Genomic DNA, 19,456 nt, shown 5'->3' with positions numbered 1-19,456 from the left:
ATTACTCGCTGACGGTCACGCTTTCAATCACGACATCTTCTTTCGGCACGTCCTGATGCATACCGCTGCGGCCGGTAGGAACGGCTTTAATTTTGTCTACCACGTCCATGCCTTCAACCACTTCGGCAAACACACAGTAGCCCCAACCCTGCAGGCTTTCGCCAGAGAAGTTAAGGAAGTCGTTATCCACGACGTTGATAAAAAACTGTGCAGTTGCGGAGTGCGGAGCCTGAGTACGCGCCATTGCCAGCGTGCCACGGGTGTTTTTCAGGCCGTTGTTAGCTTCGTTTTTGATCTGATCTTTGGTTGCTTTCTGATGCATGCCCGGCTCGAAGCCGCCGCCCTGGATCATAAAGCCATTAATGACACGGTGGAAAATGGTGTTGTTGTAAAAACCTTCACGGCAGTAGTCCAGGAAGTTTTTAACTGTTTCAGGCGCTTTATCATCAAAAGTTTTGATTACGATGTCGCCGTGATTAGTGTGGAAAGTAACCATTTTTGCATCCTGTTCCGGTAGAGTAGTGCGCAGACCCGACTGTGGGTCAGTGATAGTCGCTTGTTATAGCATAACCGGGAGGTTGGATCACCTTGCAAAGTGTGCTGCTTCGGGATTGAATTACAGGTAATATATGCGTTTTTCCGTTCCACACACGTCTACATGGAATCTTCGATGTTAAAAATCTTCAATACACTGACGCGCCAAAAAGAGGAATTCAAACCTATCCATGCCGGGGAAGTCGGCATGTACGTGTGTGGTATCACTGTTTACGATCTCTGTCATATTGGTCATGGCCGTACTTTCGTGGCGTTTGATGTGGTCGCTCGCTACCTGCGTTTTATCGGCTATAAGCTGAAATACGTGCGCAATATTACCGATATTGACGACAAAATTATCAAACGCGCCAATGAAAACGGCGAAAGCTTTGTGGCGTTGGTCGACCGAATGATCGCAGAAATGCACAAAGATTTTGATGCCCTCAATATTCTGCGCCCGGACATGGAACCGCGCGCGACGCACCATATCCATGAGATCATCGAAATCACTGAACAGTTGATCGCCCGTGGTCACGCCTATGTTGCTGACAATGGCGACGTGATGTTCTCTGTGCCGACGGACCCGAACTACGGTCAGTTGTCGCGCCAGGATCTCGACCAGTTGCAGGCGGGGGCGCGCGTGGACGTCGTTGACGTGAAGCGTAACCCGATGGACTTTGTGCTGTGGAAGATGTCCAAGCCGGGCGAGCCGAGCTGGACCTCGCCGTGGGGCGAAGGGCGTCCGGGCTGGCACATTGAATGTTCCGCGATGAACTGCAAACAACTCGGCAACCATTTCGATATTCACGGCGGCGGTTCTGATCTGATGTTCCCGCACCATGAAAACGAAATTGCCCAGTCAACCTGTGCCCATGACGGCGAGTATGTGAACTACTGGATGCACTCCGGCATGGTGATGGTCGATCGCGAGAAGATGTCCAAATCGCTGGGTAACTTCTTTACCGTCCGTGATGTGCTCAAATATTACGACGCCGAGACTATTCGCTACTTCCTGATGTCCGGCCACTATCGCAGCCAGTTAAACTACAGCGAAGAGAATCTCAAGCAGGCGCGTTCAGCGCTGGAACGTCTGTATACCGCGCTGCGCGGTACTGACAAATCTGTTGCGGCGGCCGGTGGCGAGGCGTTTGAAGCGCGCTTTATTGAGGTCATGAACGATGACTTCAACACACCGGAAGCCTATTCGGTGCTGTTTGATATGGCGCGTGAAGTGAATCGCCTGAAATCAGAAGATATGGCGGCGGCGAATGCGCTGGCCTCTCATCTGCGTAAGCTCTCTTCTGTGCTGGGGCTGCTGGAACAAGATCCCGATGCGTTCCTGCAAAGCGGTGCGCAGGCAGACGATAGCGAAGTGGCTGAGATTGAAGCGTTGATTCAACAGCGTCTGGATGCGCGTAAAGCGAAAGACTGGGCAGCAGCAGATGCGGCGCGCGACCGTCTTAATGAGATGGGCATCGTGCTGGAAGATGGCCCACAGGGTACGACCTGGCGCCGTAAGTAATTACTGCGCCTGAGGGGAACGCGATGTTCCCCTTTTCCCTTCTGCTCTCCCCAGGGAGAGGCGCATCTATCAGAGGGGGTTGGTCTCTGGTAGCCCGGATAAGGCGGTTACGCCGTCATCCGGGACATTCCCTGCCGGGTTACGCAGCCTGATTTATCGGGACCGCCAGTGCCACAGTACGCCCATCAGAATGAGCCCCGGCACCCACACCCACAGCAATTCCGAAATGATCACCTGATGCCCGTAAGGCGTCATATACCGCGACAGGGCAAAAGGCGCGACCTTAATCACCTGCCAGGGGGCAAAAAAGCGTTCATCTGACCACGGCCAAAGCCAGCCGACCCCTTTGCCGCCGGTGGTAATCGAATCCAGCAAACTGTGCGACAGCAATGAGACGGTCAAAAAAGCCCAACAGCGCATCAGGCTCGCTTTAAACCAGCGTCGCCCCAGCCATGTCACCAGAATGGGCACTACAAAGGCGAATAACAGCGAATGGGTGAAGCCGCGATGACCAAACACATTGCCGTACGCCACGCCAAATTTGAATGCCAGCACATCGGCATCCGGCAACATCGCAAGGGCAACGCCTGCCAGCAATAATCCCCTGGGGATCACCTTGTTGCCCAGTCCCAATCCCAGGCAAAGTGGTACGGCGGCGTGAGTAATAACGGTTGGCATTGTCAGTCCTTGAACAAAAGAAAAGAGTATAAACGAGACGGCTTACATCGCCGGATGTGTGTTTTCTGATAAGTCAGGGTATAAAGAAAAAATTATTTTTGCGATGCGGCAGGAAATTCACATCAGCGTTTTCTGATAGTTGGTCTGTTGCATAAAGAGGGACGATATTTTTCAGGGGCATGCCGAAATCGAAATGTCCGGCCTGATGCGCAGGATGGCTTATCCGGCAGAGGGTGCCATGATATCTGAAAAAATGAGGGATGTGGCAAATGCAGCCGCCGTAATGCAACGCGAATGCACTCAGTGCATACGTTAAAAAAGCGTGCCAATACTCGCGTTATTATGCGGATTCCCGCACCACCAGTTGCCCGGAAAGGGTAATCGTCTGCGTCAGCAAATCTGGCTCTTTCAGCTTACGTATAATCAGCCCCGCAGCCTGACGGCCCGCCTCTTCACTGGCCGACGAGACATAGGTAAAAGAGGGGGAGGTGAGGTTCACGTGGAGCATATCCTCGAAGCCTATCAGTGCCACCTGTTGCGTCAGGAAGACATCTTTACCGATGGTACGCCCCACCTGATGAATACCGCTGATAGAGCCAATCACCGCGTTCGGCGAATGGCATAGCAGGGCGGTGATGGTGTTGTTTTTTTCCAGCAAATGACGCGTTGCCAGGCTGGCTGATTCGGTCGATTCACTGCAGGCGGGAGCATATTCATCGCGCAGCACCATACCGTATTGCTTGAGGGCACTGTGTACGCCCAACAAACGCTGGTGGCGTACCAGGTCTTTTTCCATACCGCCGATATAGGCGATGCTGCGATGCCCGCGTTCGATAAGGTAGCGCGTGGCAAGGCTTGCGGCCTGGCGGCTATCGCGCATCACCAGATTGCAGCTCTCGGCAGGCATGGACTGGGACACCACCACCATTGGCAGCGGACACTGGCTGATTCTTTCCGGTAAATGCGGATTAAGGGGATCCGACGAGAGATATATCACGCCCGCCACGCCCTGTTGCTTAAAAGAGAGCAGGCAGCGTTCCAGGTGCTCATGATCATCCAGCGGCTGCCCCAGGAAGACCATATAGCCCTTACGCTCCAGCTCCTGGACAATGCTCGCCATCACCTTGATGGAAAAGCTGTCGCTGAAATCACGCAAGATCAGGCCAATCAGGTTCGAGGTATTAGCGCGCAGATTCGCGGCCGCGACGTTGTGCACATATCCCAGCTCATTGATAGCCGACTGAACTCTCTCGATGGTGGCATCGGAGATTTTTCCCTTTTGGCGCAGCACCAGAGAGACGGTTGAAACCGAAACGCTCGCCAGTTTAGCGACATCAATGATGCTGACCTTTTTCAATCGTGCTCCCTGAAAGTACAGAATAATCAGTCAGAAATAGTAAAGCCTCCTGCATAAATACAGGAGACTTATTTCACCTTACCAGCACAAGGTTATTTGCCAAGCGATGTCGCCATAGCCTGAGCAATAAATTGGGCTCTGGCGCCGAAGATCACCTGCACGCCTTTATCCCCGACAAAGACCACGCCGCGTGCGCCCACACCGTTAAGTCCTTCTTTATTCACCTGGCTGCCGTCCAGCACTTCAATACGCAGGCGGGTAATACAAGAACCAACGGAATCAATGTTTTTTGCCCCGCCCAGCAGGTCAACAATCTCGGTAACCAGCTCCTCGTCCGTTTTGTCTTTCGCATCCGCAGACACTTCGGTACGGCCCGGTGTTTTGACATCAAAGCGACGGATAACAAAGCGGAAAGTAAAGTAGTAGATCAGCGCCATCGGCACGCCAATGATCACCGCATTCAGGTAGTTTGTCTCATAGCCATTAAACGACGGCAGAATACCAAACGAAATGTAGTCGATCAGACCGGCTGAGAACGATTTCGCGATATGCGCATGCATCAGGTACATGGACATGTACGCCAGGCCCGCCATGAGCGCATTGAACACATACAGAATCGGCGCGACGAAGATAAAGGTAAATTCGACCGGCTCAGTGATGCCTGTTAAGAAGCAGGTCAGCGCGGCGGAAAAGAGAATACCCGCAGCGATTTTTTTGTTTTTGGTATGCGCTTCGTGGTACATCGCCAGACAGGCGGCAGGCAGTGCGAACAGCATCAGCGGGAACTCGCCCTGCATGAATTTACCGGCGTTCTGATAGGTGTCGCTACTGAATGTCTTGGTGCCTTCCTCCAGCATTTTGAACCAGATTGTCTGGTCGCCGTGGATAACCTGGCCTGCCTGAGTGGTGTAGTCCCCGAAGGAGTACCAGAACGACGGATACCAGATATGGTGCAGACCGAGCGGGATCAGCGCACGTTCTGTCAGGCCAAAGATAAAGGTTGAGGCCGCCTGATTATCGCCGTTAACGATAACGGAGAGCGCGTCAATGCCCGCCTGGATATGTTGCCAGACGTAGGGCAGCAGCAGGCCGAGAATAAACGACATAAACGCGGTGGCGATGGCGACAAAACGCTTACCGGAGAAGAAGCCCAAAAATTCAGGCAACTGCATAGTGTGGAAGCGGTTATAGCACCAGGCTGCGAGGATGCCGCAGATTAAGCCGCCAAAAACCCCCATTTGCAGCGATGGGATACCGACCACCATCGCATATTTCCCGCCCTGTGAAGCCATTTCCGGCGTAATCGACAGTACGGTGCTGATGGTAATGTTGGTGACAAACACCGAAACGGCCGCAGAAAGGGCGGCAATCCCGGATTCAGAGGCCAGACCAACCGCAGAGCCGATGGCGAACAGCAGCGGCAGGTTATCGAAAATAACCCCACCGGCATTCATCATCAGCGGTAAATGAAACTTATCGCCAAACGCCAGCAGCAGACCGGCAGCCGGCAGTAATGAAATAGGCAGCATTAACGCACGCCCAATCATGGACAACTTTGAGAGTGATTTAATAAACCCTGATAACACATTCATCGTGTGATTCCCCCGAATCCAGGCTTTTTTGTTGCGCGAAATACGCGCATTTATTGTCAGTAGAACGTTCTAGTAAAACGTTCTACTTATCGTGTTAGAAGAGATTCTTCTCCGCAACTGAAATTTCACTTTCAGTCATAGCAAAATGTGATTATTTGAAGGCGATCAATTATTGACCGTGCCGGCAGTAAGGGAAATGGGCAGGGAAACAGGCCCGGCTCGCGGGCCTGTAGAAGGGATATCAGGCAACTACGGTGACGCTTTGTCCCTGAAATACAACGGTTTGTCCGGCGATGATCTTGCAACGCTTACGGGTTTCGACCTTGCCGTCAACCTTGACAAGACCATCATCGATAGCGATCTTCGCCTGCGCGCCGCTTTCGCTCCAGCCTTCCAGTTTCAGCAGATCGCAGAGTTCAACGTGCGGATGCTTGCCCAGTGAGAATGTTGCCATCTTATGCTTTCTCCACGTCGTGGTACTCTTCGCACGCCTGTAGTGTGTTCTGAATCAGGGTTGCGACGGTCATCGGGCCTACACCGCCCGGCACCGGCGTGATATACGAGGCACGCGCCGCGGCATCTTCGTAAACCACATCGCCAACCACTTTGCCGTTTTCCAGACGGTTGATGCCAACATCAATCACGATGGCGCCTTCTTTGATCCACTCACCAGGAATAAAGCCTGGTTTGCCGACCGCAACGACCAGAAGATCGGCGTTTTCCACATGGTGACGCAGGTTTTTGGTGAAGCGGTGGGTCACGGTGGTGGTGCAACCGGCCAGCAGCAGCTCCATGCTCATCGGGCGACCGACGATGTTAGATGCGCCGATGACTACGGCGTTCAGGCCGTAGGTATCAATGTTGTAACGTTCAAGCAGCGTCACGATACCACGCGGGGTGCACGGACGCAGACGCGGCGCACGCTGGCACAGGCGGCCAACGTTATACGGGTGGAAACCGTCGACGTCTTTATCCGGTGAAATGTGTTCCAGCACTTTGACATAATCGATACCGGCAGGCAGCGGTAACTGTACCAGGATGCCGTCGATTTCATTGTCCGCATTGAGCTTGTCGATAAGCGTCAGCAGTTCGGCTTCGGTGGTGGTTTCCGGCAAATCGTAGGAGCGGGAGATGAAACCCACTTCTTCGCACGCTTTGCGTTTGCTGCCGACATAAATCTGCGACGCAGGGTTGCTACCGACGAGGATAACGGCCAGACCAGGGGCGCGTTTTCCGGCTGCCAGGCGGGCTTTCACCTTTTCAGCAACCTCAGAGCGCACCTGCTGCGCAATCGTTTTACCATCTATAATCTTTGCTGCCATCAGAGAGAAGATTCCATCTGTAACTAAAAAGAAGTGGGGATGTGTATATTTTGTCAGAAGTGGGCGGCGCTGTCAGTTACCGTTTATGTTTCGTGCGTAAAGGCAGGGCGGTGAAAGTGCGCAATGGTGCTCACTTCGCGAGCATCTGAGAGCAAAGCCATTGACTCGACAGGTGTTGACCGTATAATCCCGATCCGCAACTCTCCCGTAAGAGATATCAGTGCGCCCTTAGCTCAGCTGGATAGAGCAACGGCCTTCTAAGCCGTAGGTCACAGGTTCGAACCCTGTAGGGCGTACCATTTAATTCAATAAGTTAGCCTATAAATATGAAAAACCCGCTACGACGCAAGGTCAGGTAACGGGTCAGGTATTGAAATCAAAATGGCTGGCTTTTATTACTGATTACCCAATCTTCATAAACCTTCTCGCTCCACCCCAGGAATGTCCCACTTGCCGTTCGTTCTGGTTTAGGGAACTCACCGCGCTTTGCATACATTCGCCATAACGTAGGTTTACTCTTCCCTGTTAACTGGCACATGTCTTTCATTGTGAGATATTTTGTAGCCATACTTTCTCCACTACCGGCTGCACCCGGTTATCGATCATTGTAGGCACAAGCGGAACAGCCGCCCCGTGCGCCGTCATTACATTTAAGGCAAAGCTGATGCTCTACGCGCTTGGCCTTCATGCCTTCAATTACTGCTGGTGGCACCATCATCGGCAACACTACGTGAATCACCTGGCCTTTCAGTCGCTCAATCTCGGCGGCGTGCTCCAGTGCGATTTCTTTCCAGTCATTGGCCTCATCGCGCCACCAGGCAACATCTGATTTAAGGCGGCGCAAGCGCCGCTGTTTCAGTTTGCTGGGCATCAGTCGTCGTCCTCTCCCCAGTCTTCATAGCAATCACTGTCATAGTCCATCATCCCTGGGCGAATGAGTGGGTTCGTGGCCGCCAGCATTTCAGATGCTGCGCCTCGGCGTTGCATCCTGCGAAGTGCCTCATACAGTTCAAACGCTTCCGTACGTTCCTCACCGATATCGAGGGAGCAAGCGAACTGGTACGCGTCGGTAATGAGTGATTCCAGCTTTTCAATAACCTGTTCTTTGCTCGGTAATTGTGTGGTCATGCTGCATTCTCCCCTGGTAGAGGCTGCAACCCATCACTCAAAGTTTTTTCCATGCGAGTTAAAACACCGCGTAGCCTTTGGATTTCTTCGTCACCAGTAAGTCGGCGTGTAGCCTCCCAGAGCGTGCGGATTAACACATACATAGGCACATTTGGTTCAAGGCCCAGTGCTTTCGCCAGGTCCTGCTGCGCATCTGTAAGCCTTTCTTCGGACTCTTCACGGCGCTTGCGTCTGCGCTCAATCTCTTCCTGGCTTTCCTTGCGAACCTCTTTAAGGCGTTCATCCCTTGCCTTAATTTCCTGCTCCAGTCGTTCCTTTGACCTATGAGCACGAGACACAAGATCGGCAATCTCAGCCCCATGAGTTTTCATCAGTTTCTGATCGACAAAATAGGTATTAATCGCGCGACTTTTAATCTGTGTACGCTCTACCTGGCGTGTAACTCCATCCATCAGAAGTTTCATCCAGGCATCGCGAGGCAGGTTGTCAATCTGGCGCATTGTCGGACCTTTCAGAGTGTGCCAGCCGGATTCTTTACGGATCATCAGGCCGCAACCTTCCGGAATATCGCTTTTCTTGAGCAGTCCTTCGGGCACGGCAAACACGACACCGCCTGCGTACTTGAAGTATTTGGTGTACTTTCCAGCGGTGACGTCAGCGCGGAAGTCACTAACGCTTACCTTGACTTCGTAAACAACGGGGCAAAATTTGCTGTAGCTATGGGCCATTGCATATACATCAGGGCGGCAGGTTCCGGACGGGCCAAGTTGCATATCTTCCCAGTAGATACGAGCAGTGTTTTGGCGTAAATGTTCAGCCAGATCGTGAGCTAATTCGTTGTGTCCCCATTTCATGATCGTGCTCCTTTGCTTTCACGCTGCGCTGAGATGGCCTTATGTTCATCGATAATCGCAATCGCCTCTGCCAGTGCTAGGCCTTCCAGAGTGACTACACCGTTATCGTCAATACCAGCCAGGCTGATCAGTTCGACGAGACGGCGGGCGCTTTTGACGCTGATCTCCGGGGCGATAACCTTTTTAGTGATTTTCTTTTTGCCAGCAGCAGCGGCAACGGCGCGATCCTGTTCAAGAACTTTCCCGGCGTTCTCGCCATGCTCACGAACACGCTCAACTGCAACGCCTACGGAAACTTCGCCATTTTTAACAATCTGCTGAACGTCATGGTTAGCAGTGGCGAGGGTTAGTAACTTCTCAACCGTAGGGACCGACTTGTGAACAAGCTTCACTATTTCCTGAGTGGTCAGGTTGAAAGTTGTAGCCAGTTCCTTAATTACCTGCGCCTGTTCCAGCGGGGTGAGGGGCAACTGGTTATTACTGGTCATGACACGAGCCAGGCGCTCAACGTCATTGCCAACGAATGGCATGATGTGAATGCGATCAACCGGTTTACCTGCATCACGGCAGCGCTCATAGCAGCGGCAACGACGGTGACCTTCAACAACCCAAACACCGCCTTCGTCGCGTGGGGTAACTTCCAGCGGGGGAACGGTGCCGCCATTCATGAGGTAGTTGAAAAGGTCGTCATCAGCCTGGCGAGTACGCTCGTCATCGTCGCGTTTGTTAAAGCCCTCTTTGACGAAGATATTATCCAGGCTGATAAACATCCCGGTATCGGTGCGTTTAATCACACCGCCCTTCGTGGTCATCTTTTTGAATGAGTTAGCGGCCATTGCTTGTGGCCCCCGAAAGTTTACTGACCCACTCGGTCAGTGATTTCTCTGCGTACTCACCAGACAGCCCATCGGCTGGTGGTACGGGGTCGTTAGCTAAATCATTCTTGGCGTCCAGTATCATTCGGACAATGTCGCCAACTTCTGACATTGGCTTATCAACAAAACCGTGGTTGTACGCTGCAGCGAGACGTGAAGCTGCGAAGTTAATACCCTCATCACGCAAAGCCATTACTCCAGATGCGCTCACTGGAATTCGCTTATTCAATTCGGCGAGTGCTTCTTCGCGGGTCAGGAAACCTGTTTTGCCATCCTCGCTTCGCATGTAACTGTCGTACCATAACTGCAAGCCATCCGGAGTCATGTCGTCTGGCATTTCTGCAACAGCTTCGTCAGTAGTGCCCTCCAGCCAGTCCCGAGCAGCTTTGATGTCGCCTTGAGACAGGCAGAGCAAAGCCGCCTGCATACCGAGCATGGCGCGGTTATGTAGCCAGGAGGTGTTTAGTTCACGAGCAGCCATCCCCAGCAAGAAGTTATTTTCAACTGCCAGTGCCTTACGCTGCTCCAGCGATTCGCTTAACGCCACACTGGTGACGTCCAGACGGTTAGCCAGTTCATTAATAATGTCTGCGGTCGCCTCCGGCACGTATTTAGCCGCTTTCCGTGCGGCGTCTAGTAATTGCTCTTTGGTCATACGCATTGTTAGTTCTCCTGAATTTCACGCTGCACCGCGCTTAATTTTGAGGTTCAGAACAAGCCTTGCTGAGTGTCTTTCTTGCTTCGCTTTGGTGCTGAACGCTCCGATTTTGTTGTCTGTTTTTCGGCCCACAACTTCGCGTGCCTCAAAACATCGTCGTAAATCATTCCTTTCTTACTGTCCTGTGACATTCGCTTATATAAATCAACCGCTTGCCACGCCCCCCCTGAGCCACCGAAGGTGCAAACCCTTGCCGGGTAAGTTCTTTTTTAACGTTCTTTTCGATAAACTCGATATGGTTCATCTGGCCTCCGATACCTGAAATCGTCAGATTTCGCGTGCAGCAACCCAACCCATTGAGATGGGGTAAATTACTGCCGAGGGGTTATCGCCGGGCTTCGCCGCCGAGAGAGGTGGTTAAGCCATTAATCAGAGAAGACAGTTCGCCAGTCATGAGAACAAAATCAGCGTCAAAGCGCTGGGCGATATCTTCGCGGTCTATGTCGTCGTTCTGCTGTATGAGTTCGTCAGCAAACTTGAGCCGCTTAACGCTGCCGTCATCACAGAGAACAAATTGAATGCGGTTCTGCCAGTCGAGGGATAACTTCGTTACTACTTTCCCGGCTTCGAGATGCATGTGAATCTCATCGCTAACCAGAGCCTGTTTTTTGAAGCGACCAATACCGCCATCTTCCAGGATTGCTTTAAGTTCAGCCTCATCACCCAGTGCAAAACCTGCGGGAGCATTACCGGAGCGCACCCACTCAGTGATGGTTAACTCGATTGGGGTTTCCATTGTGAGAGGAACAACAGGCAATGAACCAAGCGTTTTGCGAAGAAGGGCAAGCGAGTCCTCAGCACGTTTAGCGCTTGAGGCGTCAACCATGATCAGCCCGTCAGTGACGTTGATCCACAAACGAACAACTGAATTTTTAGAAAAGGCGCGAGGCAGTAGAGAATGCAGCACTTCGTCACGCATAGAATCTTTCTCCGTCTTTTTCAAACGGCGACCCTGATCCTGCTCAAGACGTGAAATGCGTTTCCTGAGTTCCTCACTGATAACCGGCTTAGGAAGTATTTTCTCTTCGCGACGAATAACCAACAGAATTTGCTTATTCACTTCGTGGTGCAACTGATCTGACTCCTGGCCCATTGGTGTGACCCAACCAGTTTTAGCCATATCCTGACTGCCACATGGGGTGAAGCGAAGCAGTTGTAACTGCTGTTCTAACTCGGCTGTATCGATGTTGAAATCGCGACTTAGGCGATAAACCATCAAGTTTTTGAAGAACGGGCTGTTCATATTAATTTCCTCAACGCCACTGCACTGGCGCTAAACGTTAGTTTCTCCACACAATACAAAAGAGCACCTGCGGTGAGTGCCGCCCGTAGCGATTGGGTTATGAGCCGTCGCTGCGGTGATGCTCTTGTGTGTTGTGTAAAAAGAGGGCGGTACCAGCCAGAACATTATCATCTGCCTCTTAAGTGGAAGATGCTGATACCGCCCGAAGACTACACAGCTTTATTCTTTGCCTGTATTTTAACCACACCAGGCTCGGTGCTATCCTTCTGGCTACCTATAGTAAGAAGGGAATTTTATGAGTAGAGAACGTTATCAGGTTCGATGGAACCTTCATCGCGCCATCGCAGACCTCAATTACAGTCTGGAGTGCTTTGGCGATCATCTTGGCCAAAAGCAAGGCTATCCATCTGACATTGATGGCTTTGAAGCGATTTACCTTTATCTTTGTGAGAAACACCACTGGCCGATTTCTCAATGTCGCTTAATGGAAAAAGAGGATATCCGGTTAGCTCTTTCACAAGAGATGAAAGGGTGGACACTTCCGAAAGAAGCGCGCTTTGGTCACCAGAAGCGTGATGACTTTGAAGTTGTAATTGAGCGCACCTAGTTGCTGCCACCGTATTAATTGACGCCCAGAATTGCTGCGGCGTCATTTTCTCTGTACTTCCCATACTGATCCTCCACTGTTGCCTGCGAATCATCCCCATCTTCATACGCCTGGGGCGGCTACTTCGTGGGCGTCCTGCCTGTTCGCTGTTGATGGATTAAAATTTATCACAAAGATAAAAAAGGTAAAGAGAAAATTTATCAAAAAAGATAAATAAGCTTTATCAAGTAAAGTTTGGTGGGAAATTCGGAGGTGAATAGAAACATAAAAACCAGCACGCGGCTGGTTTTTTAGGATGGTGACAGGTTAACCAAGTCTGGTATACGTCATGTCGAATTTGCCAATCAGGAATCCAATGATGCGCAACCCTTTCCGCTCATCATCGCTGATAATCCAACTATCGTATGCCTTATTGTCACTAATTACAGTCAGATCATGTTTAACGCGCTGCAGTCGTTTAAGATGAATATCTCCTTCAAATTCAAAAAGATATATTCCATCTGAAACAACTTCATGCACTGTTATATCCAGTACAACAACTTCACCAGGATCAACTGTTGGCAGCATACTATCACCGTGTGACGTGTGAATTCGCAACGCCGAACTTTCACGACCACCAAACATTGACCGCGCGTACTCTTCGTCGACGTCGATCTGGTTTATAACGCTGGAATAACTGTCCATCAGCTTAACATCTCCGATAAAGTCACTGTCGCTTAATTTTATCAGATTAAAGCTACTACTGTTTGTTTGTCCAGTATTCGTGTTAGATGAAAGTTGATTCAGGATAAATTTATTGCGTACTGAATCAGAATTCACCACTAGTTGCTGATGTTGAGTTACATCCAGCCAACCCCTTGCCAGATTTAGATTTTCTTCAATTCTGCGAGCAACCCTATCTCCAATGTTTCTACTGGCTGGGTCAGAAGTGACGTGAGTAAGCTGCGGCGCTTCAACACCGATCAATTCTGCGAAGTCTTTTTTCTTCCCGCCATCAGCAAGGTAAGCATCCAGCAGGGCGCGCAGATTCCTGCGTCTTATTTCGTTTATCTCCATGCGGGACATGATCACACCCTTGATAAATTTGATAAATAGCCAAAAAGATAAATTGCATTTGCTAAAAATTTATCAGAAAGATAAACTTTAATTTACCAACAACCCATCCAAGGACAACGAATGAGCAATGACAATGAATTACTCCGTTGGCGCAAGGATTCGAAAAAAATAGATCCAGCGCTATGGGGAAAACTGGCCGCTCTGGTTGGAACATCACCAGGCTACCTGAACTTGTATGCCTATGGCGTAAGAACCCCCTCCCCGCGACGCGCCTCAGCAATTGAGGAGGCGACCAAGAAAATTGAGGGTGTTCCACCTGTAAGTAAAGAATCATTATTATTTTATCTTGGCGATAACTGATTTATCAATTTGATAAATGTAATGAAGTGAAATTTAACATTTTTTGACAATCGAGCTATTGAACCGGGTAAACGTTAGATAAACGCAATTAATTTATCTGCTTTACCAAATTAGTCCGGTATAGCAAAAAATGTAACCACAGAATCAAGGGGTTAACCGTGGGTAATCACTGGCAAGTAGATAAACAACCAGCGTGGATGGTGGTTGCAATCAAAAAGACGATCGCCGCGCTACCTGGCGGATACGCCGAAGCCGCTGAATGGCTGGGTGTTACTGAGGACGCGCTTTTTAACCGGCTTCGTGCTGGTGGTGATCAGATATTCCCGATGGGGTGGGCGATGGTCCTCCAGCAGGCAAGCGGTACCAAACATATCGCCGATGCCGTTTCTCGCCAGTCGAACAGCGTCAACGTTCCGCTGGTGGCTATTGAGGATGTTGATAACGCAGATATCAATCAGCGCCTGATGGAAACGATTGAATGGATCAGCGAGCACTCTCAGTACGTCCGCATAGCGACGGCTGACGGGGTTATTGATGCTGACGAACGCGAGCGAATTGAAGAGAACAGTTACCAGGTTATGGCGAAGTGGCAGGAGCATTTAACGCTTCTGTATCGGGTTTTTTGCGCGCCTGAAAAGGGTGACGCCCGCGAGTGTGCAGCTCCGGGCGTCGTGGCGCATAGCAATCGTGTGGAGAACTAACGCATGAACATATTAACAACACCGTACCGCCGCTCGCAACTGATTGCGCTGCCTATGCCTGGTGGCAAAGCGAAGGTTGATTATTGCTATGCAGTAAATATACCCGGTGATCGCCCGGTTGTATCCCACGAGTTTACCGAGTGGGCTGTGGGTGACTGGCGGCGTGAGGTGGAGGCTCAGCTATGCGCAACATCAATCGGCATTTCAGAGACCAATACGGAATCCCTGTTCGGGTTATCCGCTGGGAGCCAGAAAGCAACCGCGTTATCTACCTCCGAGAAGCTCAGGGATATAAGCCCGAGTGCTTTAGCCCTCTCGACAGATTCCTGCAATATTTCAAAGAGATAGAGGGCAGGGATGAGCCAGATATTTGAAATTGTTCAGTCGATGTCAGGGCAGAGGAATAGCATCACTATCCCTGTACCTTACCTCGACTTCTTTGCCGGTGATCAGCAAGCGCATGCCCTTGGGGCGGTGCTGAATCAGCTCGTGTTCTGGTCAGGTAAGTCCGATCAGAAGGATGGCTGGTTTTACAAGGAGCATAGCGAGCTTGCTGCTGAAATTCGCGGTGTAAGCGAGGACCAGATTCAGAGGCTTGTAAACAAGATTTGCACCCGCTGGCTACCAGGCATCATCGAGAAAGCGCAGCGGCAAGTTAATGGTACGAAAAAGACCCACTATCGTGTTAAAGGAGAGGCTTTAATTGCCGCTATATTCGCGGACCCTCTGGATTCCGCAGAATCACGGAACGGGAAACGCGAAGTTGCGGAACCTATTCCGCAGAATCACGGAACCCATTCCGCAGAATCACAGAACCTTAGCCGCGATGTCGCGGAACCTATTCTCTATACAGATCATTACACAGATCACCACAATCAGATCTTAAAACCCTCTTGTCCGACCGCTTCGCAGTCAGACGAACCTGAGTTATCTCCGGAAGAGAAATTCTTAAAAAGCCATCCAGACGCACACACCTGGAACCTTAGCAAACGTCAGTGGGGAACAGAGGCTGATTTAGTCTGTGCTCAATGGATTTGGAAGTTAATCCGCAAGATGTACCAGGACGCGGCAGAGCAAGATCCAAGCGTATCTATTCCTGCAGACCCGGACTGGCACTTATGGGCGAACGATGTTCGACTCATGCGCACTCTTGACGGTCGTACTCACAAACAAATCTGCGAGTTGTACAAGCGCGTCAACCAGGATGCTTTCTGGAAGAAAAACATCAAGAGCCCTTCCAAGCTGCGTGAGCAGTGGGACGAAGTGACCTTGAAACTAAGTCCAGCGGTCAATCGTCCAGTAACCCGAGAAGATCAGGCATTCAAGGCCACCCACGGCCAGGTTGATTACTCACTTCCTGATAACGCGGGGTTTCGCACATGAGCCTGATTCACGAAGTCCTGAAATACATCGAGGCACACCCCGGAACAAGCGCTGCAGATCTCCGGCTGGTATTTCACAGGGTTCCACGCACCGTTGTGCAACGTGCGGCCTACCGACTGTATGAAAGTGAGTTCACCACCAGGGAGATGATCAAAGGCCAGTACTGCTATTTCGCGGCTAAGTCGTACCCCGAAACTGGCGGTATACCGCTCGATGAAATCACCCGTTCGCGGGGGCTGGTTCGCAAGGCGCAGGAACTGCAATCAAAAGGGCTGTATCTCCGCGCAGCTACGATGTGGCTTGAAGCGTTTGATGCATCGCGACTAACCGAAGAGAGAGCGTATTGCCTAGAGCAGCGTCTGAAATGCCTGGAAAACCGAGCCTATAGCGCTTGCGGTGAACGTGTTTACGACCTTCCTGGTCGGTTTGTGGGGTGACTTATGACTAATAAATATACTCAGGCACTGAATGAACTTCGTGGAAAAGCCTCTCATGAGCTTAAAGAGATTGGCGATCAGTGGTGTACCCCCGACAACATTTTTTGGGGAATTAATGCCATGTTTGGCCCGTTGGTGCTTGATCTGTTCACGGATGGCGAGAATTCAAAATGCCCTGATTTCTATACAGCAGAAGACAATGCGCTGACGCATGACTGGTCAGAGCGTCTTGCAGAACTGAACGGAGCGGCATTCGCTAACCCACCATACAGCCGCGCAATGCAGCATGATGATGTGTATATCACCGGGATGCGCCACATTGTCGATCACACAATGGCGATGCGAGAAAAGGGCGGACGTTATGTCATCCTGATCAAAGCCGCGACAAGTGAGGTCTGGTGGCCTGAAAACGCTGATCACATCGCATTCATACGCGGTCGCATTGGTTTTGATGTGCCGAAATGGTTTATTCCAAAAGATGAGAAGCAGGTACCAAGCGGCGCGTTCTTTGCAGGTGCTGTCGCTGTGTTCGATAAAAATTGGAATGGCCCCGCAACCAGTTATATCAGCCGTAAGGATCTGGAAGCGCGTGGTGATGCATTCATGGCGCAAATTCACCGTGAAGCATTACGAATGCTACCCCAAATCCAACAACAAAATATTCCTGAAATTATTCCGAAACCAATCGTCAAAGAAGCCGTAGCTGAAAACGTTCCTTTGCCTGTAGCTCGCGTTGAGAGTGAGTTACCACTGACACAAGAAGACATCCTAAGCAGAAGCGGTGTAGAGACATGGGCATGTGTACGCGCTGCGTTCGGGAACAAGGATGAGTATTCATTCAATGAATCAAAGTTCGCGCACACCTGGGCCGCTGACACAGTATCCAAGCCGACAGTTGTGACGGTAACGGCAGATACAATTTTAGTCGCAGAATCATTGATAGAGGCGAAAAGTCTTGAGATTGCGGTAAGTGACTGGCTGAACAAACTATCCTTGGCTGACTCATCTGTTCGCGATGATCTGCAAGAACGGTTAGTCAGAGCGGGAATTGAAGCCGTAATGGAACACAGGATGACAACCCCGGTATTCATCAGCGCTCTGGAGTCATTACCAGAAACGAGCCGTGAAAACATTCGCCTGATCCGCGCCCATATTCGTCAGTATGCGGCCACTTTAACCCAGGCAGGCGAGGTGCATTCATGAAGCTAACCTTGCCATTTCCTCCGAGCGTAAACACCTACTGGCGCGCCCCGAATAAAGGGCCGCTGAAAGGCAGGCATATGATCAGTGAGGCGGGTAGGCGTTTCCAGAGTGACGCTTGCGCTGCAATCATTGAGCAACTTCGTCGCTTACCAAAGCCATCAGGTTCTCTGTGTGCTGTGGAAATTCTGCTGTACCCGCCAGACAACCGCCGCCGGGACATCGACAACTACACCAAAGGGCTGTTTGACGCGCTGACCCATGCCGGAGTGTGGGAAGACGACAGCCAGGTAAAACGCATGCTGGTGGAGTGGGGGCCGGTAATCAGTGGCGGCAAGGTAGAAATAACGATATCGGTCTATTCGGGGGGAACTGCGTGAGGGCATTACTCAAGCCGGTAGTCATTCCAGAACTGGGGCTGGTGGCGTTTCGCCCTGGCTCTCAGCTACTGCCTCATTTTCACCGGGGCCGCATGTTGATCGAGAATGAGCCTGAGCGCCTGTCTGACTTGCCCAGCGGTGAAATCCCATCAGCAGAGCAGCCGCTGGCAGAAGACCCTGCGTTAAGTTCAGTATTCACTAACGAGGCAGTGTTACGTCGTGCTGGTGGCCTTTCAGGTCTTGAGGACTGGTTATTACGTGAAAAATCCTGCCAGTGGCCGCATGAGTCATGGCACATGGAGAGTATCACCACGATGCGCCATGCACCTGGGGTAATCCGTCTGTGCTGGCACTGTGACAACCTGCTACGCGACCAGCAATCCAGTGCAGTGGAGTCTATCGCCCTGGCGAACTGCGCCGCTTACATCCTCACAGCGGTTCGCCGTGAGCTGGGGTTTGATGATACCCACGCACTGACACTGCCCGAGCTTTGCTGGTGGCTGGCCCGCAATGGCCTGGCTGATGCGATACCGGAAACCGCAGCGCGTCAGATACTGCGATTGCCTAAACCCGTTATTCAGTCAGTTACCAGAGAGTCCGATCTTGTGCCAACGCCCGGACCCTCTGAGATTGTGCAGGAAACAGCAAAGCGTGTGCTGGCGCTAAAGGTGGACCCTGAGACGCCGGAATCATTCATGCTGCGCCCGAAGCGCCGCCGCTGGGAAAACCCCACATACACCCGCTGGGTTAAAGCGCAGCAATGTGCATGCTGCAATAACCCGGCAGACGACCCACACCACGTTATCGGACATGGACAAGGAGGGATGGGAACCAAAGCCCATGATTTATTCGTGTTGCCGCTGTGCAGAGCGCACCACGATGAGTTGCATCGGGACCCTGTGGCTTTCGAAGCCAAATATGGCAGTCAGTTAACGCTGCTGTTTCGTTTTTTAGACCATGCGTTAGCAATTGGCGTACTGGCGTAAATCTGTGGAGAGATTAATGCGTGATATTCAGTTAGTTCTTGAGCAATGGGGCGCATGGGCAGCAAACAATAAAGAGGATGTCGTATGGTCCTCGATCGCTGCTGGATTTAAAGGGCTTTTGCCTGCGAAGGTCAAATCACGGCCTCAGTGTTGCGATGATGACGCAATGGTAATTTGCGGTTGTTTCGCTCGTTTGAATAAAGTGAATCCCGATATGCACGACCTGCTGGTCGATTATTATGTTTTCGGCATGACATTTATCACTCTGGCCCGCAAACACAACTGCTCAGATGGGCATATCGGGAAGCGTCTACAAAAAGCAGAGGGAGTGATTGAAGGAATGCTAATGATACTTGAAGTCACGCTACAAATGGATAAGAACGTTTCTCGTAATCCGGCAGCAAAGGAAGTTGCCGCTTAATCAAAAAAACATTTTACGTACGTAAAAATATAATTATCCTGTTAAGAGTGACATCTACGTCGCAATGCTTAAAACACTTTTTAAACCTCGCTTCGGCGGGGT

25 protein-coding genes and 1 tRNA gene are annotated in these 19,456 nt (G+C 51.1%); 12 read left to right on the top strand and 14 right to left on the bottom strand.

All coding sequences use genetic code 11. From position 1 onward, the window contains the following. Position 1: 1 nt before the first annotated feature. Complete coding sequence (ppiB, locus tag ACS0RQ_RS21165) at positions 2-496, bottom strand: peptidylprolyl isomerase B (protein ID WP_041852430.1); 495 nt, start codon at positions 494-496, stop codon at positions 2-4. A gap of 174 nt (positions 497-670) precedes the next feature. On the opposite strand from ppiB, the gene cysS reads away from it, so the two are divergent. Then, complete coding sequence (gene cysS, locus ACS0RQ_RS21160; protein ID WP_271850320.1) at positions 671-2,056, top strand: cysteine--tRNA ligase; 1,386 nt, start codon at positions 671-673, stop codon at positions 2,054-2,056. A 153-nt stretch (positions 2,057-2,209) separates the two neighbouring features. On the opposite strand, the gene ACS0RQ_RS21155 is transcribed toward cysS, so the two are convergent. From ACS0RQ_RS21155 to folD, 5 genes are all read right to left on the bottom strand, one after another. Further along, positions 2,210-2,734, bottom strand: a complete 525-nt coding sequence (locus tag ACS0RQ_RS21155; protein WP_071195797.1) for a metal-dependent hydrolase — start codon at positions 2,732-2,734, stop codon at positions 2,210-2,212. Between the two features lie 340 nt (positions 2,735-3,074). After that, entirely contained in the window at positions 3,075-4,091 is a 1,017-nt protein-coding gene (locus tag ACS0RQ_RS21150; RefSeq protein WP_271850319.1) for a substrate-binding domain-containing protein, read from the bottom strand. Between the two features lie 92 nt (positions 4,092-4,183). Further along, positions 4,184-5,683, bottom strand: a complete 1,500-nt coding sequence (locus tag ACS0RQ_RS21145; protein WP_271850318.1) for a PTS transporter subunit EIIC — start codon at positions 5,681-5,683, stop codon at positions 4,184-4,186. 241 nt (positions 5,684-5,924) lie between these two features. Beyond that, entirely contained in the window at positions 5,925-6,137 is a 213-nt protein-coding gene (ybcJ, locus tag ACS0RQ_RS21140) for a ribosome-associated protein YbcJ (protein ID WP_271850317.1), read from the bottom strand. Position 6,138: 1 nt separating this feature from the next. Next, complete coding sequence (gene folD / locus ACS0RQ_RS21135; RefSeq protein WP_271850316.1) at positions 6,139-7,005, bottom strand: bifunctional methylenetetrahydrofolate dehydrogenase/methenyltetrahydrofolate cyclohydrolase FolD; 867 nt, start codon at positions 7,003-7,005, stop codon at positions 6,139-6,141. 222 nt (positions 7,006-7,227) lie between these two features. Between folD and ACS0RQ_RS21130 the strand changes: the two genes are divergently transcribed. After that, positions 7,228-7,304, top strand: a tRNA-Arg gene (locus ACS0RQ_RS21130). A 77-nt stretch (positions 7,305-7,381) separates the two neighbouring features. Here the strand turns inward: ACS0RQ_RS21130 and ACS0RQ_RS21125 are convergent. The 7 genes from ACS0RQ_RS21125 to rdgC all read right to left on the bottom strand — a co-directional run bounded on the left by ACS0RQ_RS21125 (position 7,382) and on the right by rdgC (position 11,823). Beyond that, positions 7,382-7,573, bottom strand: coding sequence for a helix-turn-helix transcriptional regulator (locus ACS0RQ_RS21125; RefSeq protein ID WP_041852423.1), 192 nt, complete (start codon positions 7,571-7,573; stop codon positions 7,382-7,384). Between the two features lie 27 nt (positions 7,574-7,600). Beyond that, complete coding sequence (locus ACS0RQ_RS21120; RefSeq protein ID WP_334633759.1) at positions 7,601-7,876, bottom strand: hypothetical protein; 276 nt, start codon at positions 7,874-7,876, stop codon at positions 7,601-7,603. Then, positions 7,876-8,133, bottom strand: coding sequence for a hypothetical protein (locus tag ACS0RQ_RS21115; protein ID WP_334633758.1), 258 nt, complete (start codon positions 8,131-8,133; stop codon positions 7,876-7,878). Before ACS0RQ_RS21115 ends, ACS0RQ_RS21120 begins: the two co-directional genes overlap by 1 nt. Further along, positions 8,130-8,987: an MmcB family DNA repair protein gene (locus ACS0RQ_RS21110; protein ID WP_334633756.1), complete on the bottom strand. Its 858-nt coding sequence runs from the start codon at positions 8,985-8,987 to the stop codon at positions 8,130-8,132. Before ACS0RQ_RS21110 ends, ACS0RQ_RS21115 begins: the two co-directional genes overlap by 4 nt. After that, on the bottom strand, positions 8,984-9,823 hold the full coding sequence (locus tag ACS0RQ_RS21105; protein WP_334633754.1) for a ParB/RepB/Spo0J family partition protein: 840 nt from the start codon (positions 9,821-9,823) through the stop codon (positions 8,984-8,986). Before ACS0RQ_RS21105 ends, ACS0RQ_RS21110 begins: the two co-directional genes overlap by 4 nt. Then, the gene (locus ACS0RQ_RS21100) at positions 9,813-10,523 is read right to left on the bottom strand and encodes a BAR domain-containing protein (protein ID WP_334633752.1); all 711 of its coding nucleotides are present in this window, start codon (positions 10,521-10,523) and stop codon (positions 9,813-9,815) included. The genes ACS0RQ_RS21105 and ACS0RQ_RS21100 overlap by 11 nt, the downstream gene beginning before the upstream one ends. 382 nt (positions 10,524-10,905) lie before the next feature. Then, the gene (gene rdgC / locus ACS0RQ_RS21095) at positions 10,906-11,823 is read right to left on the bottom strand and encodes a recombination-associated protein RdgC (protein WP_334633750.1); all 918 of its coding nucleotides are present in this window, start codon (positions 11,821-11,823) and stop codon (positions 10,906-10,908) included. A gap of 295 nt (positions 11,824-12,118) precedes the next feature. On the opposite strand from rdgC, the gene ACS0RQ_RS21090 reads away from it, so the two are divergent. Continuing rightward, positions 12,119-12,430 carry a hypothetical protein gene (locus ACS0RQ_RS21090; RefSeq protein WP_334633748.1) on the top strand — a complete coding sequence of 104 codons (312 nt, stop codon included), beginning with the start codon at positions 12,119-12,121 and terminating at the stop codon, positions 12,428-12,430. A gap of 306 nt (positions 12,431-12,736) precedes the next feature. Here the strand turns inward: ACS0RQ_RS21090 and ACS0RQ_RS21085 are convergent, their stop codons facing one another. Further along, positions 12,737-13,495: a S24 family peptidase gene (locus ACS0RQ_RS21085; RefSeq protein ID WP_317078964.1), complete on the bottom strand. Its 759-nt coding sequence runs from the start codon at positions 13,493-13,495 to the stop codon at positions 12,737-12,739. 111 nt (positions 13,496-13,606) lie between these two features. Between ACS0RQ_RS21085 and ACS0RQ_RS21080 the strand changes: the two genes are divergently transcribed. The 9 genes from ACS0RQ_RS21080 to ACS0RQ_RS21040 all read left to right on the top strand — a co-directional run bounded on the left by ACS0RQ_RS21080 (position 13,607) and on the right by ACS0RQ_RS21040 (position 19,354). Then, positions 13,607-13,846: a transcriptional regulator gene (locus tag ACS0RQ_RS21080; protein WP_317078963.1), complete on the top strand. Its 240-nt coding sequence runs from the start codon at positions 13,607-13,609 to the stop codon at positions 13,844-13,846. A gap of 158 nt (positions 13,847-14,004) precedes the next feature. Further along, positions 14,005-14,547, top strand: a complete 543-nt coding sequence (locus ACS0RQ_RS21075) for a YmfL family putative regulatory protein (protein WP_317078962.1) — start codon at positions 14,005-14,007, stop codon at positions 14,545-14,547. A 182-nt stretch (positions 14,548-14,729) separates the two neighbouring features. After that, positions 14,730-14,921 (top strand): DUF4222 domain-containing protein, encoded by a 192-nt coding sequence (locus tag ACS0RQ_RS21070; protein ID WP_271850306.1) that lies wholly within the window; start codon positions 14,730-14,732, stop codon positions 14,919-14,921. Next, on the top strand, positions 14,905-15,930 hold the full coding sequence (locus tag ACS0RQ_RS21065) for a phage replication protein O (RefSeq protein WP_271850305.1): 1,026 nt from the start codon (positions 14,905-14,907) through the stop codon (positions 15,928-15,930). Before ACS0RQ_RS21070 ends, ACS0RQ_RS21065 begins: the two co-directional genes overlap by 17 nt. Further along, entirely contained in the window at positions 15,927-16,367 is a 441-nt protein-coding gene (locus ACS0RQ_RS21060; protein WP_271850304.1) for a hypothetical protein, read from the top strand. The genes ACS0RQ_RS21065 and ACS0RQ_RS21060 overlap by 4 nt, the downstream gene beginning before the upstream one ends. Positions 16,368-16,370: 3 nt before the next feature. Next, entirely contained in the window at positions 16,371-17,570 is a 1,200-nt protein-coding gene (locus ACS0RQ_RS21055) for a phage N-6-adenine-methyltransferase (RefSeq protein ID WP_271850303.1), read from the top strand. Next, positions 17,567-17,947 carry a RusA family crossover junction endodeoxyribonuclease gene (locus tag ACS0RQ_RS21050; RefSeq protein WP_271850302.1) on the top strand — a complete coding sequence of 127 codons (381 nt, stop codon included), beginning with the start codon at positions 17,567-17,569 and terminating at the stop codon, positions 17,945-17,947. Before ACS0RQ_RS21055 ends, ACS0RQ_RS21050 begins: the two co-directional genes overlap by 4 nt. Beyond that, positions 17,944-18,933, top strand: coding sequence for a DUF968 domain-containing protein (locus ACS0RQ_RS21045; RefSeq protein WP_271850301.1), 990 nt, complete (start codon positions 17,944-17,946; stop codon positions 18,931-18,933). The genes ACS0RQ_RS21050 and ACS0RQ_RS21045 overlap by 4 nt, the downstream gene beginning before the upstream one ends. Before the next feature lie 16 nt (positions 18,934-18,949). Then, positions 18,950-19,354: an antiterminator Q family protein gene (locus ACS0RQ_RS21040; RefSeq protein WP_271850300.1), complete on the top strand. Its 405-nt coding sequence runs from the start codon at positions 18,950-18,952 to the stop codon at positions 19,352-19,354. Positions 19,355-19,456 lie beyond the last annotated feature (102 nt).

The sequence above is a fragment of the Phytobacter diazotrophicus genome (genome assembly GCF_052061655.1).
GTDB lineage: Bacteria > Pseudomonadota > Gammaproteobacteria > Enterobacterales > Enterobacteriaceae > Phytobacter > Phytobacter diazotrophicus.
This window is presented reverse-complemented; position numbering and strand designations above follow the sequence as displayed.